A 16628-nucleotide genomic window follows, 5' to 3' on the forward strand; every position below is an offset into this window, starting at 1 on the left:
ATCGCCCGTTCACTCCGCGGCGATGGCCGGGTCGCTGACGCCGGGGCGCCCGTTCTCGACGTGGCCGGCGAAGCCGCGCAGGAAGGCCGGGTCGCCGTCGCAGGTGACCGTCACGTCGTACCAGCGCTTGCTCACCGTGAGGTCGACGGTGTGCCTGACCGTCGCGCCGGGCCGTACGGTCACGGTGGCCGGACTGCCGCCGTAGCCGCTCACGAGCCTCAGCCTCACCGTGCCGGCACCCTTGTTGGTGAAGGTGAGTTCCAGGTGGTCGCCCACGTGCCGGGCGGTCGCCTCGGGGCCCGCCGCCTTCCCCTTGCCCTTGAAGACGCGCAGGAAGCCGTTGGGGCCGTGCACGGCGAGGTCGTGGACGCCGCCGGAGTAGGCCGAGTTCCAGGTGTCGGACAGGGACTTGCCGGCCTGGGTGGTGTAGGTCCAGGGGCCGTCGGTGCGGTTGCCGGAGGTCACGAGGAAGGCGGCGCCCGCGTGCGCCCCCGAGGCGAACGTGAGCGTGAAGGTGCCGGCCGCCGTGTCCGCGGAACCGTCCACCACCGGGGCGTACTTCAGCGGGCGGGTGGGCCGGTGGCCGCGCTCCTGCCTGGGCAGGGAGGGGTTGGCGGGCGGCTTGGGCACGTAGTCGGGGTGACGGCCCCGGTCCCGCGGCTGATAGGCGGCCGTGGACGGCAGCGCGACCGGTTTGGTGTCCTTGCGGGAGAAGTCGAAGGCGCTGGTCAGGTCGCCGGTGACGGCGCGGCGCCAGGGCGAGACGTTCGGCTCCCGCACGCCGAAGCGGCGCTCGATGAACCGGATGATCGAGGTGTGGTCGAAGGTCTCGGAGCAGACGTAACCACCCTTGCTCCACGGCGAGACCACCAGCATCGGCACCCGCTGGCCGAGTCCGTAGGGACCGGCGACATGGCTCGCGTCGCCCTTGTACAGATCGAGGGAGGGATCGACGGTCGACTTGCCCTGGGCGCCCGAAGCCGGCGGGAAGGGCGGGACGACGTGGTCGAAGAAGCCGTCGTTCTCGTCGTACGTGATGAACAGCGCGGTCTTGGCCCACACCTCGGGGTCGGCGGTGAGCGCGTCGAGGACCTGGGAGATGTACCAGGCGCCGTAGTTGGCGGGCCAGTTGGGGTGCTCGGTGAAGGCCTCGGGGGCGACGACCCAGGAGACCTGCGGCAGCTTGCCGGCCTTCACGTCGGCCTTCAGCTGGTCGAAGAAGCCTTCGCCCTTCTTCGCGTCGGTGCCGGTGCGGGCCTTGTCGTACAGCGGGTCGCCGGGCTTGGCATTGCGGTACTGGTTGAAATAGAGCAGCGAGTTGTCACCGTAGTTGCCGCGGTAGGCGTCGTCGATCCAGCCCCAGCCGCCGGCGGCGTCCAGGCCGTCGCCGACGTCCTGGTAGATCTTCCAGGAGACCCCGGCCTGCTCCAGGCGCTCCGGGTACGTCGTCCAGCCGTAGCCCTTCTCGTCGTTGCCGAGGACGGGGCCGCCGCCCTTGCCGTCGTTGCCGACGTAACCGGTCCACATGTAGTAGCGGTTCGGGTCGGTCGAGCCCATGAACGAGCAGTGGTAGGCGTCGCAGAGGGTGAAGGCGTCGGCGAGCGCGTAGTGGAACGGGATGTCCTCGCGGGTCAGGTACGCCATGGTCGTGGTGCCCTTGGCCGGCACCCACTTGTCGTACTTGCCCCCGTTGAAGGCGGCGTGCGTGTCCTGCCAGCCGTGCGGCAGGTCCTGGATGAAGGCCAGGCCCAGGTCGTCGGCGTCCGGATGGAAGGGCAGGATGTCCTTCGTGCCGTCGGACTGCTTCCAGACCGACCGGCCGTTCTGCGTGACGGAGCGGGGATCGCCGAAACCGCGGACGCCGCGGAGCGTGCCGAAGTAGTGGTCGAAGGATCGGTTCTCCTGCATGAGGACGACGATGTGCTCGACGTCCTGGACCGTCCCCGTGCGATGGTGCGCGGGCAGGGCCGCGGCGCGCTGGATACTGCCGGACAGCGCGGTGAACGCGGTGGTGGCGCCCGCGAGTTGAAGGAAACGGCGCCGGTTGACTTCGGCCATGGGTGTGAGGGTCCTCTCGTCCTGACGTACATGATGCCGCCGTGATGCCGTACACATGACGGAATCTGCGCGGAGCGAGTGTTCCAAGAGCAGCAAACGTCAGGGAAGGGTCTGGTGGCGCCTGTGTGAAACTCGGCGGTCCGTGCGGTGCGCACCACGGGGGCATATGAGGCACCGGTCACCGAAGCCAACGCTCGTGGCGGGCCGGTGACTTCGGGCTACGGGGTGAACTGCCGTGCGAGGGTGCGGCCCAGTTCCAGCGGGTCCCGTTCGCCCAGCGCGTACAGGGCCATGGCGAGTTCGGGGGCGGCGAGGAGGGCCTCGCCTCCCGGGTCGCCGTGCGCGCGGGCGGCAAGGGCAAGGCCGGTCCAGGTCTCCGGGTCGCCCTCGCCCCGGACGATCCGGCTCCGGAAGGCGTCGAGCGCCTCTCCGGTGCGGCCCGTGACCAGGGCGACGTCCTCGGGGCGCGCGCCCTCGACGACGGCGCCGGGGGCTGCGCCGAAACGGTGGACGTCCTCGGGGTCGGCCAGCAGACGGCGCAGCAGCACCGCGCGCGTGTCCAAGCCACGCACCGGACGCCCGGGGACCAGTCTGGGGGTGGAAAGGCCCGGGGGCGGCGGGGCGCTCCGCGCGAGGGCCTCGGCGTACTCGCCAACCGCGTCCGGATCGGGCCGCAGATGATAGGCCCGCCAGGTCGCCCGGTGGTCGGCGGCGGCGAGTTCGGCTGCGGCGAGCGCGCGGGCGCCGACCGGTTCGGTGAGCCAGGGCCGGAGCGTTGCGGTCAGCTCGGCCACCAGCCTCCGTCCCAGCTCGGTGAGCTGGGGTGCGGCGGCGACGGAGTGCAGGGCGTGCGCGGTCTGGGTGCGCCACAGGGCGAACTCGAAGTGGGCGAGGGGGTGCTGACGGCGGCGCCAGAACCGGGTGACACCGTGGAAGGCGTATACACCCTGCAGCAGACCGCCGAGGGGGCGCGGGTCGTCGCGCCAGGGAGCGTAGTACCGCTGTTCGCCGGTGTCCTCGTGCAGGGTGAACAGGTGCATGAGCGCACTGAGTTTGCTGTGCTGGAACTCGTGCACGAGAGTCGAGGCGAACTGCTCGGCGTCGTCGGGGACGGACGCCAGCGCCGCGCCGAAGGCGTCCCCGGAGGAGGCGCTGTGCGGCCGGTACCGCTCGGCCCGCGGCCGGGGCACGACCACGGACAGCCCCCGTGCGATCGCCCGGGCCTCCTCGGCCCCGGTCTCCCTCAGCACCTCCCACGCCCCGGCGAACAGTTGTCGCCAGTCGTCGGCGGCGGGGAGCGGCTCGGGGACGGCGGGTGTGCGCAGGGTGCGGTAGGGGTCGAGGTCGTCGAGCACCAGGGTGCAGCCCTCGGCGGTCAGCTGGGTCAGGGGGTGCCAGCCGGGGCCGGGCACGGGCCGTGCGGCGACCGTGACGCGTCCTCCGCCTTCGGCGCGTACCTCGGCGGTCGACCAGGCGGCACCGTCGTCGTACGCCTCGGCGGTGTCCGGCTCGTGGCCGCCACCGTCCAGTCGCAGGGCCCCCAGGCAGGGCAGCACCACCCAGCCGCGCCGCACCGGCACGTCCGCACGGAACTCCAGCCCGGCCAGGATCGCCGCGCTCGCCGCGAGGGCCTGGAGGTGGCCGATGTGCACCCACACAGGTGCGTCGTCCCGGGCGCTGCCACGCAGCCGGCGCAGGGTGTGGGCGGCCCAGGCGCCGGTCGCCGGGTAGGCCAGCACCCGCTCGGCCGCGGCCGGGTCGGCCGCCCCGGCCCGGACGAGCAACTGCCAGGCTTCGGCAGGCGGCGGCAGCGGGCCGGCGAGGTCCGGCGGTGGTGCGGTGTCCAGCACCGCACGGATGGCGAGCAGCCGCCAGCTGCGCTCGCTCGCCCTCAGGCCGGCCACGGTGTCCGGCCCGCCGGCACCGCAGAGCAGTTCGTCGAAGGCGGTGGCGGAAAGGACATGGGGCGGGGCGGCCGGGTGGGTCACGGAAGCCGGGTGGGTCACGGAAGAAGTCCCTGGGCCTCGCGCGGCGGCTGGTAGCCGCCGTAGCTGCCTTCACCGTCGTCGATCCGGCCGAGCAGCCGGCTCATGGAGGCGTCGGACGGCGGCAGTTGCGTCCCGGGCAAGTCGTCCAGCCGAACGCCACTGAGATCAACCAGCTCGGACTCGACTCCCGGCATGTGCATCGCGCTGTCCCTGTGTGTGGCATGAACTGGATCCGACGAAGAATGTCACTGAATACCACCTTTCGGCGGTATTCATACGACTTGATCGACTCTAGTGCACCGACACCCCACCCCACGGCCGCCGCACGGAAAGCCACCCGAAATGAGTGATCCCCGACGCCTTGCGGGTAGAACGCGAGCGTGACTGAACTCTTTTGCCACGCCGCGGCTTTGCCCTGTTCCGGGGCCGCTCCGCGGCGGACGGGCTGAGCCCGGTGCCGGAGCCGGACGGACGCCCCGGTCTGGACCCGCTCCGGGTGGCGGAGGTGATGGTCCGGGCGACGGGCGACGCCCGGGGTCCGGGCCGGCGCGGCTCCGGCTACCGGGTGGGTCCCTGCTGGGTGCTCACGGCCGCGCACGTCGTACAGGGCGCGGCCGAGGACGCTGTGCGGGTCCGGTTCGACGCCGACCGCCCCGACGAGTGGACCGCGCCGGCCCGGGTGGTTCTCGCCTCCGGCAAGGCGGACGTGGCACTCCTCGCCCTCACCGGTCCGCCGCCGCCCGGTCCGCACGCGGCACCGGCCGGCCCCCCGCTCTACGGCGACCTGCCGGACGCGGATCTGCACCTGCCGTGGAGCGCGCTGGGCTTTCCCCGCTTCAAGCTCCGCAAGGACCGGATGCGTCTGCTGGACGACGGTTCGCCCTCGCAGTACCGCGACTCCTGCCATGCACACGGGCTCACTTCGGTCCTCTCCAACCGTCGCGAAGGCACACTGGAGCTGGCGGTGACCCCGCCGGCCGCCGACCCGGATCCGCGGCGCTCGCCCTGGGAGGGGATGTCGGGGGCGGCCGTGTGGTACGACGGGCGGCTGGTCGGCCTGATCAGCACCCACCATCCGGCGGACGGGCTGGGCCGGCTCGCGGCCGTCCGGGTGAGCCGCTGGTACGCGCTGCTGAGCCCCGCCGAGCTGACCACCCTGCATACATACGCCGGACTGCCCCCGTCCCCGGCCGGCCTGTCCCGTGCGCCGGAGGTCACCGGCGCCTCACCGGCCCCGGCCGACCTGGCCCATCTGCCCTCCGACCTCCGGCTCGGCGAACTCGCCCCGCTGGCCGACGCCTTGGTCACCCTGCCGACCGTGGCCGACCGCACCACGCTCGACCTGGTGCTGTCCGGCATCGACCCGTCGATCGCGGCGATGAGCCCCCGCTCGCCCTCCCTGCGGCCGGACGTGTTCGGGATCCTGCGCACCTGCCTGCGCTATCCGGGAAGCCTGGACCAATTCCTGGAAGCGGTACGGCTGTTGGAGGACGGATCGGCCGGGGTGGCGCTTCTGGACCGGGCTGCTTCGGCACTGTCCCGGCGCCACCGGTCCGGCCCGGACGCGGGGTGACCTGATATCGCGCGCCCGGCTGAGCGCGGGGTTTCATCGTCCGTGCGGCGGGTCATGATGAGGAGGATGTGAGCAGCCAGCATCCAAACACAGCCGGGGGAAGGGGTTTGGCCGCCATGGAGCCGACTGTGTCCGACGTGGAGTCCAGCCTGGTCGATCTCGCGGGGGTATCTCTTGAAACGCTGCGCTCCATGGACGACCGAGTGCTCGCGCCGTCGGTACGGGAGTTGCTGCCACAGATCGACCACCATCTGGCCAGCGTCAGCCAACTCGACGGCGGGGCCATGCGGTTCGACTGACGCGCACGGGGCCGCTCGTGAGCGCTGAGCCCTCCCTGCCCCATCATCGCCTGCCCGCCGCCGGCGTCCTGGAGCTGATCCGGGGCGAGGGCGGCTCGGAGACCCTGGACTTCCTCCTCGGGGCCGAGCGCAGCCGCCGCCTGCTGCTGTTGCGGATACTCGACGACATCACGGACCTCGGCCCCGCCTGGGACCTGATCAGCCGGGCGCAGCGCCACGCTCCCCAGGTCGTCGAGGACCTCCTGATGTACCCGCAGACGGGCATGTGGCTGGCCACCGTACTGCGTCGGCTGCGTGGCGCGGCAGCCGTGGAGGAGCCGCCGCTGTCGGTGGTGCTCGGCCATGCCGGCGCCCTGGCCGCCTCGGCGGGACTGCGCGCCGGTCTGGACTTCGCCATCGATGTGCCGGTGTGGCACGGCCGGGTACCCCTGCCGACGCTCGGCTGCGCGGTGCTGCCGGTGCGTGAGCCGTGGGGTACGGCCACCGTCCGGGCGCAGGACGGAAGGGCCGTACTGGAGGTGCCCGGTGCCACGGTCGCAGTACCGTTTCCGCCGGGTTCGTCCGGCCCGCACTGGCACCCTGTGCGACGGGTTGTCGTCGGGCCCGAGGGCCGGCGGCTCGACATCGCCCTGGACGATTCGGACCCCTACCGGACGTATCCGCCGCCGACCGAGCCCCAACCGCTGTCCGACGAAGCCGCGGCGCTGTGGCGGGAGTTCCTGGGGCGGGCTTGGGCCGTGCTGCTGGACGAGCAGCCCGCCACGGCCGACGCGATGCGCCGCAGTTGGCTCTCACTGACTCCCACAGCCGCAAGGGAAAGGTTTCGGCCGCGTAGCGTCACATCCGGGGACGCGTTCGGCGGTATCGAGGCCTCGGAACCGGACGACGCCACTCAGCTGGCCGTCACCCTCGTCCACGAGTTCCAGCACACGAAGCTCGGCGGCCTGCTGCACCTGACCCCGCTGCTGACCCGCGACACCAGTGCGTCCCCTCAGCTGTGGTACGCACCCTGGCGGGACGATCCGCGGCCGCTGGACGGACTGCTCCAAGGTATCTACGCCTTCATGGGGATCACCGCGTTCTGGCGTACGCACCGCGCCGCCGCAGCGGAAGGGGACGCCCTCGCGCACTTCGAGTTCGCCCTGTGGCGCATCCATGTGACCACGGCGATGGAGCAGATACATCGCCACCCGCGCTTCACCCCGCTGGGCGCGGCGCTGCTGGAGGCGCTGCGCGAGCGAGCCGCGCAGTGGCAGTCCGAGCCGGTACCCGAGGACTGCCTGGCGCTGGCCCGGCTGTGCGCGCAGGACCGTCTCGCCCGCTGGCGCGCGCATCACTGGCAGCCTCCCGCTCCGGCGGTCGACGACGCGGTCCGCGCATGGCTGGACGGAGCGGACACGCCGCCCTCCTCGCTGGCGGCGGAGCCCGGGACCGTGCCCGACCCGTCGGCCCGCTGGCTCGACAGTCTGTCGGTGCTCGCCCGCTACCGTCTCGCCGGCACGGACGACGACGGGACCCCACCCGACGCGGCCGAGAAGACGGCCGCCAGGGTCGCCGGTGCGCTGACCGCGGACGCACTGCTGGCCGCGGGCGACGCCACGGCGGCCCGGGACGCCTATGTGTCACACCTGGCCACCGATGCCTGCCCCGCCGGAGCCTGGGCGGGCCTCGGCCGCGCCCTCGCCATGGCGGGCACCGACACGGCGGCGGCCCGCCTGCTCTGCCACCACCCGGAGCGCGCCCGAGCCGTGCACCAGGCCCTCCTCCGCACCACCGGCACCGCCCCCGACCCGATCCACCTCGGCACCTGGCTCGGCTCGACCGAGCAGTGAGGCAACCGTCGTCGGCGACCGGCCTCGACTCGACCGCGAAGCAAGGCGACCCACCCCGCACCTGACCCCGCCCAACCGCAAAGGACGGCGACCCACCCCAAGACGGCCCGCCTCCCTGTCCGGCCCGGCTCGACCACGCGCAAGGCCGTCCGTCACGGTGACTGCCGTCCGGGTAGGCGGAGGAGTGACATGGGTGGTTTTACATCGGCATCGGGTCGATGTCGCAGTCGCTGCGCCGCCGGGCCCTGGCCTGCTCGGTCGCCGGGTGTGGGGCGGGCTCGGCCGACCTGAGGCGCGGCTCGTCCAGGACCTGCTCCATCCGGGCCAGGGTGGCTGCGCGCAGCGCCTCGCCCTCGGCCTGCTCGCCGACGGCGATGAGGTCCAGGGAGAGATTGGCCGCGCCCACCAGCGTGGTCGGGTGGTCCTCCCCCAGCCGCGAACGGCACAGCGCCACCGTGCGCTCCCCCAGTGCGCGGGCCTCGGCCACCTGCCCCAGCGCACTGAGGTCACTCGCCAGGTTGATGGCGCAGGCCAGCACGATCGGGTGACTGTCACCGAGCCGCCCGCTCAGCGAGGCCAGCGCCGCCTCGTCCAGCTCTCTGGCTTCCGCCACCCGGCCCAGGAGCCGCAGCGTCACCGCGAGGTCCACATCCGCGGCCATGACATGGGGATGGTCCGGCCGGAAGACGGAGCGGAAACCCTCCGCGGCCTTCACCCCGCGCTCCAGCGCGCCTTCCAGGTCACCGTTGTGCCGCAGTGCCACCGACAGGGCGAGCGCGGACGTCAGGGACTCCGGGTGCGTGTCGCCGTAACGGCGGGTGAACTGGTCGAACGTCTCGCGTGCCAGGAGCAGCGCGGTCACCTGGTCGCCCTCCTTGCGGCAGGCCTCACTGAGCTGGCGCACGTTCCGCAACGTGGTGGGGTTCTCCGGCCCGAAGGTGTCGCGGTAGCCGTCGACGACGGCCTGCTGAAGGGATCGGGCGCCGACGTAGTTGCCCGTCTCGCGCACGTCGACGGCGACACTCGCCTCGGTCACCAGGGACTGCTGATGGTCACGGCCGAACAGCCGCACCTTCATCACATGGGTCTTCCGGTCGAGTTCCAGGGCGCGCTGGAAGTCGCCGACCAGCCGCAGGCTGACGCCGAGGTTGTGCGAGGTGACCAGCGTGGTGGGGTCGTCCTCGCCGAAGGCGCGCAAGGCCCGCTGATAGGCCAGCTCGTCCACCTCGGCACCGGCGATGAAGTCCCCCTGGTGCCGTCGTACCGCGGCTTCGAGGTTCAGGGCCACCAGCGCGTCCTCGCGGGTGTCCTCCTGGTCGGCCGGAGCGGTCCGGGTATAGGCCTCCTTCAGGACGGACACGACCTCGGCGGCATCGTCATGGCGCCCCACCATGAGATACAGGAAGCCCAGCCACCAGCCCATCAGCAGGGTCTGCTGGTCCTCCGGCCCGAACAGCCGCTGCCAGGTCTCCCACGCCTGCTCCGAGAACTCCAGGGCGACCGGGTGATCGCCCCAGTACCACAGGTACTTGGCGACGTTCATCACGAGCTCGCGCACCCACGGCTGGTCGGACTCGATGGCCGTGGACGCGATGACATGGCCGTACAGCTCCGCATAGCGAGGCCAGTTGCCCGCCTGGTTGGGTCCCTTCGGGTCGGCGGCGGCGAGCAGTGTGTGAGCCCCATTGCGCATGCGTTTCTGTTCCTCGGGGGTCATCCGGTGGACCAGCACCGCCTGCACGAGGCGGTGCATCTCGATCGAGTTGGTCCGGTGGTCGATACGGGCGAGCGAGTAGCGGTTGATTTCCCGGATGGCGCGGGCCAGCCGCATCGGATCGTTGAGGGCCCGGTCCAGGTCGGGATCGATCTGGGAGGCTCCGAGACCCGAGAAGATCGAACGCGAGATCGGGTCCGGGGCGAAGTAGGAGCACAGCTGGAGCAGGCGCAGCGCGGTCCGGCTGCGGGTCTCCAGGTGGTCGAGGGAGACGTTCCAGGCCGCCGCGACCGGCAGCTGGTAGTCGGCGGGCGGCGAGACCGCCAGGAGTTCGCTGCGCTTGTCCTCGAACAGCCGCAGGTACTCCGAGACCGGCATCCCGGTCTCCGCCCGCCAGGCCGCCGCCTGTTCCAGGGCGAGCGGGAGGTCACCGAGGGCCTCGGCGAGACGGTCGGCGTCCTGGTCGCTGAGTTCCTCGCCGTAGGCCCTGGACCGGCGCAGCAGCTGCTTGCTCTCGTCGCGTGTGAAGACGTCCACCTCCAGGGAGGGGCCGACCACGCTCCAGCGGCGGTTGCGGGAGGTGACCAGGATGGTGCCGCTGCCGCCGGTCGGGAAGTACTCCCGCACCCGCTCCGGGCTGTCGGCGTTGTCGAAGATCAGCAGCCAGCGGGAGTACGGCCGGCCCTCGCGCAACGCCTCGCGCACCGCGGGCCCGGCGATGTTCGCCTCGGCGCTGCTGACCAGCCCGAGCCGCTGGGCGAGTTCCACCAGGGCCTGTCCGATCTGACCGGGCCGCTCGGCGGGGATCCACCAGACGACGTCGTACTCGGACTGGTGCCGGTAGGCGTACTCGATGGCCAGCTGGGTCTTGCCCACACCGCCCATGCCGTGGATCGCCTCGGGCAGCACGGTGGTCGTGCCCTCGCGCAGCCGCTCGCCCAGACGTTCGAGAAGATCCACGCGGCCGGTGAAATTCGGGTTGCGCGGGGGGATGTTGCCCCAGACCCGCGGCGTGGACTGCCCGCTGCCCACCGTCGGCTGCTGCTGCGTGGTGGTCATGGCCGTGGCTCCTCCTGAAGTGGTCCCGGCGCCCCGGGGGACTGACGCGGTCTGCGCGGGGTCGGGTGAGCCGGCGGGCCCGGATCGCCGCGGACTCTCCGTCCGGGCGGGCCTGCGGACTCCGCTGCCCTTGCGCAGGCTGACGGTGTGCTGGCGGTCGTACTCGTCGATCGCCCGGGCCAGTTGCCCGGCCCGGGTGAGGAAACGCCCGGAGAGGGCGGACAGCGCGGCCAGTTCCACCCGCAGCAGGGACACATTGCGCACCGTGACGGGCGGCACCGGACCGGCGTCGGCCGGCCGGCCGATAGCGGTCGCGGCGGGTCCGGCGGCCTCGGCGCCTTCCGCGGTGACAGCCTCGCCGTCCGCCGTCACGGCAGGCTCGCCGTCCTCGCCGTCCCCCGGCGTCGCCGCCATCAGTGACCGCACCTCGTGCAGCACCCGCACGGTGTCCCGGCGCCGGGACAGGGCCAGCAGCTCCTGGCGGATGTTGGGGCCGAACGTGAAGATCACATCGGCCGCCCGGTCGGCCTCCCCGCCCGCGGGCCGCACCAGGCCGCTCATCAGCAGCTCGCTGAGGTGGGCCGGACCGGCGCCCGGTAACGAGGCGGTGACGGCCCGCATCACCTGCGGTGTCAGCGGGGCCGCAGCCAACCGGGTGGCGAGCGCGAACGCGGTGGGCGAGGCCGCCGCCCGGAACTCCGAGACCCGCTCCCACGGCGGTACGCCGCTCGCGGGATCGGGTACGTCGTCGATCCACGGCACGGCCCGCGCCGCGTCCGCCCGGCGCTTCCACTCGCGCGCGCGCAGGCCGGACGTCTCCAGCCGGCCGGCGCCGCGGCCGGTCACCAGGCCGGCCCAGCCCGCCAGCGACCGTTCGGTGAGCTCCAGGACGGGGACCGGCACCACGCCCGCCGGGTCGACGTCGTCGACGGGCTCCAGCGGCGAGGTGCGCAGCTCCCAGCGCAGCTCGGTGTTGGGTGCCCATGGCGCCCCGGCCCGCAGTCGCATCCGGCGGACGTCCAGCCCGGTACGGAACCACAGCCGTTGCGGCGGCAGCTCCAGGACCGCAAGGGGGCCCATCGCGCCCAGTTCCCGCAGCAGCGGAAGCACCGCTCCCGACCGCCAGCCCGCGGCGAGGCCGTCCGTCAGCACCAGCACCACCCGGCGGGCGGCCTTGACGGGCGGCAGATCGGCCAGCCGGACCCGGTCCGGTTCGGTGTCGTCGGAGCACAGCAGCCCGGTGACCGCCACCGGACCCAGTCCCGTCAAGTCGGCCAGGCCGCAGCTGAGTTGCTCGACCACCGAGTCCCATACCCGCATGGTGACGTGGTGGTCCACCACCAGCAGTACGGCGCAGCGCCCGGCGGCGTCGGGTGCGGCGAGCCCGCTCAGGGCTTGGCACGCCGCCTGAAGGGACACGGCGTCAGAAGTCGGTGCCATCGCTGATCGTGAGTCATCGTCACACCGCATAAGCACTCTCTGCGCGTCCAGGGGCTCTGGTCGCCGGGATGAAGGAGGGGAGGCGCATCGCGCGGGCATGCGTGACCACGCGCCCACCCTGTCAGTGGACTGTCGCAGGTGCAAGACGACAGGCCAGAAGGGGTGAGAGAAGACCGGATGAGGCGATGGAACATGGGCGCGCAGTCGTACCAGCGTGGCACCGCTCCCCCTACCGCGCAAGGGTGCCTCCGGGCCGTTTCGCCGCCCGGCCGAAAGGACGAAGACGGCCGGAAAAGGCCGCCTCGCAGGGGGGCCGAGAGGACGGTCCGGCCGGCCCGGCACGACGGCGCACAGCCCGGCCGGCGGTTCGGCCGCCCGCCCCCGAGCCGGTCCGCCCGACCGGCCGGCCCCGGCGTCCGGCCGCGCCCCGCCGCGCCAGTCCATGGCCGCCTACACCGGACCGGGCGGTGTCGGTTTGCGGTCCGGATCGTCCAGCAGGATGGCGAGGTGCCGGCCGACGTGCCCGTCCCACGCGTCCGGCCCGGCGGCCAGCGCCTCGTTGCGCCACTTGCGGACCCGGTCCTCCAGACTGCCCAGGCTCCGCTCCTCCAGTATGTCCCCGAGCGCATCCTGAAAGGCCGCGTCGGAGCAGTCGCTGCGGTGCCAGATCATCGCCGGCACCCCCGCCCGAAGCCCGGCCAGCACCTCACGCCGCCCGGCGCCCGAGTCGTCACCCGGCGGCTCGCTGAGGACCAGGCAGACCGCCTGGCGGTCCTCCTTCAGCTCACGCTCCAGGTGGAAGAAGTACGTCCCCTCCTGCACGGGGTGGCTCCAGTGGGAACGGCTGTCCGCCGGCCGTTCGCTCAACTGCCGCCACTTGGCCCGCCACGGCCGGTGCCAGGCGCCCCGCTGCAGACGCTCCAGGCTGCGCACCACCACCGGATAGTCGAGGACCAGCGGGGTCGGGGAGGGCGAGTCGGACTCCCTCGGCCACCATTCCACCGGCTCGTTCAGCAGTTCCCACGGCAGGACGAACTCCAGGAAGACCGGCTGGCGCAGATCGGCCCATCGCTCCTCGGTCTCCTCGATCAGCGCCTCGACCGCCGCCGGCAGCTCGTCCCGGCGCAGATGGACGGTCTCGCCACGTACCGGGTGCCAGCCCTCGGAGTCGGACTGGCGCCAGTGCGAGAGGTAGTAGCGGCCCGCCTCGACGCGGTCGGGCTCGAACTGGATGAGCAGATAGGCGGGCACCACGGAGGGCTCGGTCTGGAGGACCTGCGCGTGCTGCCAGTCCGCGAGCAGCGCCTCGGCGCCCAGCCGCCCCGCCTGCTCCCGGTTGAAGCGGCGCAGCCGCTCCGCCGCCTCCGTGCTGCCCTCTTCCACCAGCCACTCCGCGCACAGCGCCAGGAACGCCATGCCGGGCGCGAGTTCCCCGGGAGGTGTGTTCTGCCCGGCCAGCCGCAGGAAGACCTGCCACGCCGTACGGCACCAGGCGGGCAGTTCCTGCACCCGGGACCGGCTGGCCCGGCGGGCCGCCGCCGACAGGTCCATGGAGATCATCGGCTGCAGTACGGGGCGCAGCCCGCGCAGGTCGACCTGGAAGAAGTCGACGGCCTCCCACTCGTCCACCAGCGGCCACAGCTCCGCGACCGTCGTCGACTCCTCCTCCACGTACTCGACGGACCGCACCAGACAGGCGAGGCCGTCGCCGACCTCGGCGCAGGCCCTCGCCACGCTCAGCAGCCAGGGCCGCAGCCGGTCCCCGGTGTACGGCTCCACGCGCCGGCCCAGTTCACCGGAGAGCAGGTCGAGCCAGACCTCACGGCCGGCCGGCTGGCTCACCGTTCCCGACCGCTGCAGCGCGTCCACCATGGACACGATCAGCTCGTTGCGGACCCGTTCCAGACTGCGCTCTCCCACCCCGTTGCCTCCAGACAGCCTGCGCGGTTCCCTGACGGTGCCGACCAGGGTAAGGCCGGGCACCGGGAAAGGGCAGCAGAAGTACGGACCACCACCCCGAACGGCGCACGGGCCCGCGCCTCCAGGGGCGCGCCGGGTCAGTCCTCGGGGGTGCGGACGACCGTGAGGTGCCCCGCCGGGCCACGTGACCGGCGCGGGCGGCGTACGGGTGCGGCGGGCCGGCGGTTCTCGCGCAGGACCATCGAAAGGCGCCGGTAGCCGAGGTCGCGCAGGACCTCCGGCGTCTCCTCGACGATGCGGCACTCGGTGGGGCCGCGCCGCGGGTCGGGATGGACCAGCAGCCGCACGGCCCCGTCGATCCGGGTGGCCGTCTCCCCCACGGCCCGGATCCAGTGCGGCAGGCCCTGCCGGTAGGCGGCCTCCATGAGCGGGTCCTGGGCGATGTCCCGGCGGATCGCCTGGAGTTCGTGGTCGTGACCGTACGTCTCCAGGGCGGACCTGAGATGGGCCAGCATCGGCAGGCACCAGCCCTGCTCGTGCTCGCCGAGGACGTCGCCCGCGTCCGGGTGGAAGAGGACGAACCGCAGGAAGTTGTCCCCGGGCATGGCCGGCGCATACCGGCGCACCCCGCGGAAAAGTGTCTCGAACGCGCCGTTGGCCATGACCACGTCCCAGCGGTGGTCGACGACCAGGGACGGGCAGGCGAGGGCCTCCAGCAGTACGCCGTAGTCCTGGAGATACGCCTGGGTCTCGCAGGTCTCGGGGACGGGCCGCGGTGCCGGCCGCCGCCCTCCTGCCTGATGTGCCATCGGGAGGTCACCCCTCTTGCCTCTGCCGCCTTCACGCGGCCCTGCGATCCTGCGGCCCCCGGCAAGACCGTGTCAACTATCGTGGCATTCCATGCCCGTTGACGGCCGAAATTCGCCACAGTTGTGGCGACACCTGGATGTGAGTTCGAGGCACCCGCTACTCTCCGGGAAGTTCACGGCGATCGCTCGTGAGAAGCACGGACACATCTGAAGCCCTCGAGAGACGTAGGAGTTCTGTCGGTGACGGATGGCTACGAGGATCCGGGCGCCACGGCGACCGCCCAGCTGCCGGCCGTCGTCGCCCGCGTCACCGCACTCGCCGACCGGCTCGGCGTGCCGCAGTCCGAGGTCTTCGACGTCGGGCGGCTCTCCGTGGCCTGCGGTGTGCCGGAGGCGGTGGTCAAGGCCCTGCTCAGCGGCCGGCCGGCCGGTGAACCGGACGTCCAGGCCCGCTTTCTGCAGCGCCTGGGCCTGCTGCGGCGTACGCGGCTGAAACCCAACGGCCGCAAGTACACCCAGCAGGAGATCGCCGACGGTGCGGGCATGTCCCGGCAGCAGGCCGGCGCGCTCATCAACGGCGACCGGCGGCCGACCATGGAGCACTGCGACGCGCTGCAGCGTTTCTTCCGGGTGCACGCCGGCTTCCTCACCGCCGAGGACCCCGAGGCGTTGGCCGGTGCGCTGCAGCGCACCGAGCAGGAGCTGCTGCAGAAGCTCGCCGACCGGGAGCGGGCCGCCGCCGGGGCCGACCAGGATCCGCTGGAGCGGCTGCTGCAGGACCACGGCGTGCGCGGCATAGCCTGGCGCGCCGCGCAGTTGCCCACCGACCAGCACCGGGACAAGGTCGCGGAGTGGCTCGACATGCTCCTGGAGAGCGTCAAACGACCCGAGTCGTGAGCCGGGGGAGGACTGTGGGCATCGGCAGGGACATGCGCCGGCTGTGCAACGAGCTGGCGGGCGGGCTCAGGCTGCCCGTGCCGGCACCGCCGGGAGAGCTGTACCGCGCACTGTGCGAGGCGATGAGCCGCCGCCGCGGCCGGCCGGTGCACTTCCGGGCCGCCGCGTTTCCGCCGGGCACGGCGAGCGGGCTGTGGCTGGACCTGACCGACCGCGACCTCGTCGTCGTGGAGGAACGCACCGCGCCCGACCACCAGTTGGTGATCCTCGGCCACGAGCTCTGGCACATGCAGGCCGACCACCGCGGACACCACGTCGACGCCGTCGGGGTCGCCACCCGCCTGCTGCACGACGACACCGACCATGACGCGCTCCGGGCCACGGTGCAGCGGATCGCGGCGCGGACCCGCTTCGACCTCGCGGAGGAGCGGGAGGCCGAGACCTTCGGCCTGCTGCTGGCCAGCAAGTGCCGTACCTGGCTGGCCGGTTCGGGGCGCGGTCCGGTGCAGCGGGACGACGTGGTCGGGCGCATCGAGGCGTCCCTGGGATACCACTCGGGCGCAAAGGGCTGACCCCGGGCGTTCGCCGCAGCACCCCGGGACGCCCGGCGCCCGCCGCCCGCACGTCGTCTTCGGCGCGGCTCGTCCTTTTCGCCTCCGCTGAGCGGGCGAACCGGCGCGGAGTCGAACGGCGTTGTCAGTGGCGGGCGGCAAGCTGGAGGCGTGCGCCGTACTGCGCGGCGCGCGGCGCCGCAGGGCGCATGACCGATGACGCCTACTCGGGGAGAGCCGACCGATGCCCACCGCCGTACTGACCGACCGTGAGCGCACCGCCGTACAGGCCTACCTCCGGCTGCTGCACACGGTGCGCGCCGCCTTCGACGGGCCGCCGGACGAGGCCCGGCCCGCCGTGGTACCGCCCGCCGTGCTGGCCGAGGCGGAACAGGCCCTGGCGCGCGCGGGTCTCGCGGGCAACGAGGAGGAGTTCTTCCGTCTGCTGCACCACTGGTGCCCGCCGGACTGAGCGGGCCTCCGGAGCG

12 protein-coding genes are annotated in these 16628 nt (G+C 72.7%); 6 read left to right on the forward strand and 6 right to left on the reverse strand.

Translation table 11 applies throughout. The features are described from left to right. Nucleotides 1-9: 9 nt before the first annotated feature. From ACIGXP_RS09080 to ACIGXP_RS09090, 3 genes are all read right to left on the reverse strand, one after another. Nucleotides 10-2058: a phosphocholine-specific phospholipase C gene (locus ACIGXP_RS09080; protein WP_399765842.1), complete on the reverse strand. Its 2049-nt coding sequence runs from the start codon at nucleotides 2056-2058 to the stop codon at nucleotides 10-12. A 218-nt stretch (nucleotides 2059-2276) separates the two neighbouring features. Beyond that, complete coding sequence (locus ACIGXP_RS09085) at nucleotides 2277-4064, reverse strand: HEXXH motif domain-containing protein (RefSeq protein ID WP_399765845.1); 1788 nt, start codon at nucleotides 4062-4064, stop codon at nucleotides 2277-2279. Beyond that, the gene (locus ACIGXP_RS09090) at nucleotides 4061-4246 is read right to left on the reverse strand and encodes a hypothetical protein (protein ID WP_363218477.1); all 186 of its coding nucleotides are present in this window, start codon (nucleotides 4244-4246) and stop codon (nucleotides 4061-4063) included. Before ACIGXP_RS09090 ends, ACIGXP_RS09085 begins: the two co-directional genes overlap by 4 nt. 254 nt (nucleotides 4247-4500) lie before the next feature. Between ACIGXP_RS09090 and ACIGXP_RS09095 the strand changes: the two genes are divergently transcribed. From ACIGXP_RS09095 to ACIGXP_RS09105, 3 genes are all read left to right on the forward strand, one after another. After that, complete coding sequence (locus tag ACIGXP_RS09095) at nucleotides 4501-5619, forward strand: trypsin-like peptidase domain-containing protein (protein ID WP_399765847.1); 1119 nt, start codon at nucleotides 4501-4503, stop codon at nucleotides 5617-5619. Between the two features lie 116 nt (nucleotides 5620-5735). Continuing rightward, nucleotides 5736-5918: a hypothetical protein gene (locus ACIGXP_RS09100; protein ID WP_399765850.1), complete on the forward strand. Its 183-nt coding sequence runs from the start codon at nucleotides 5736-5738 to the stop codon at nucleotides 5916-5918. A 17-nt stretch (nucleotides 5919-5935) separates the two neighbouring features. After that, nucleotides 5936-7750 carry an HEXXH motif domain-containing protein gene (locus ACIGXP_RS09105; RefSeq protein ID WP_399765853.1) on the forward strand — a complete coding sequence of 605 codons (1815 nt, stop codon included), beginning with the start codon at nucleotides 5936-5938 and terminating at the stop codon, nucleotides 7748-7750. A 199-nt stretch (nucleotides 7751-7949) separates the two neighbouring features. On the opposite strand, the gene fxsT is transcribed toward ACIGXP_RS09105, so the two are convergent. From fxsT to ACIGXP_RS09120, 3 genes are all read right to left on the reverse strand, one after another. Continuing rightward, nucleotides 7950-11963, reverse strand: a complete 4014-nt coding sequence (gene fxsT, locus ACIGXP_RS09110; RefSeq protein WP_399765856.1) for an FxSxx-COOH system tetratricopeptide repeat protein — start codon at nucleotides 11961-11963, stop codon at nucleotides 7950-7952. Between the two features lie 450 nt (nucleotides 11964-12413). After that, nucleotides 12414-13883: a hypothetical protein gene (locus ACIGXP_RS09115; protein WP_399765859.1), complete on the reverse strand. Its 1470-nt coding sequence runs from the start codon at nucleotides 13881-13883 to the stop codon at nucleotides 12414-12416. A 137-nt stretch (nucleotides 13884-14020) separates the two neighbouring features. Then, nucleotides 14021-14692: a hypothetical protein gene (locus ACIGXP_RS09120; protein WP_399765862.1), complete on the reverse strand. Its 672-nt coding sequence runs from the start codon at nucleotides 14690-14692 to the stop codon at nucleotides 14021-14023. Nucleotides 14693-14932: 240 nt separating this feature from the next. Here ACIGXP_RS09120 and ACIGXP_RS09125 point away from each other — a divergent pair, with 240 nt between their 5' ends. The 3 genes from ACIGXP_RS09125 (at nucleotide 14933) to ACIGXP_RS09135 (ending at nucleotide 16612) form a co-directional block, all read left to right on the forward strand. Then, the gene (locus ACIGXP_RS09125) at nucleotides 14933-15589 is read left to right on the forward strand and encodes a helix-turn-helix transcriptional regulator (protein ID WP_363218484.1); all 657 of its coding nucleotides are present in this window, start codon (nucleotides 14933-14935) and stop codon (nucleotides 15587-15589) included. Between the two features lie 14 nt (nucleotides 15590-15603). Beyond that, on the forward strand, nucleotides 15604-16161 hold the full coding sequence (locus ACIGXP_RS09130; protein ID WP_399765866.1) for a toxin-antitoxin system, toxin component: 558 nt from the start codon (nucleotides 15604-15606) through the stop codon (nucleotides 16159-16161). Between the two features lie 223 nt (nucleotides 16162-16384). Beyond that, a complete protein-coding gene (locus ACIGXP_RS09135) occupies nucleotides 16385-16612 on the forward strand; it encodes a hypothetical protein (RefSeq protein WP_363218486.1) in 228 nt (75 codons plus the stop codon). The last annotated feature ends 16 nt before the right edge of the window (nucleotides 16613-16628 follow it).

The organism is Streptomyces sp. NPDC053069 (assembly GCF_044546895.1).
Lineage (GTDB): Bacteria > Actinomycetota > Actinomycetes > Streptomycetales > Streptomycetaceae > Streptomyces.

Bases quoted from the DNA above. Each gene is read 5' to 3' on its own strand.
- ACIGXP_RS09080 (WP_399765842.1), bottom strand. From the start codon at position 2,058: ATGGCCGAAGTCAACCGGCGCCGTTTCCTTCAACTCGCGGGCGCCACC.
- ACIGXP_RS09090 (WP_363218477.1), bottom strand. From the start codon at position 4,246: ATGCACATGCCGGGAGTCGAGTCCGAGCTGGTTGATCTCAGTGGCGTT.
- ACIGXP_RS09100 (WP_399765850.1), top strand. From the start codon at position 5,736: ATGGAGCCGACTGTGTCCGACGTGGAGTCCAGCCTGGTCGATCTCGCG.
- fxsT (WP_399765856.1), bottom strand. From the start codon at position 11,963: ATGGCACCGACTTCTGACGCCGTGTCCCTTCAGGCGGCGTGCCAAGCC.
- ACIGXP_RS09120 (WP_399765862.1), bottom strand. From the start codon at position 14,692: ATGGCACATCAGGCAGGAGGGCGGCGGCCGGCACCGCGGCCCGTCCCC.
- ACIGXP_RS09135 (WP_363218486.1), top strand. From the start codon at position 16,385: ATGCCCACCGCCGTACTGACCGACCGTGAGCGCACCGCCGTACAGGCC.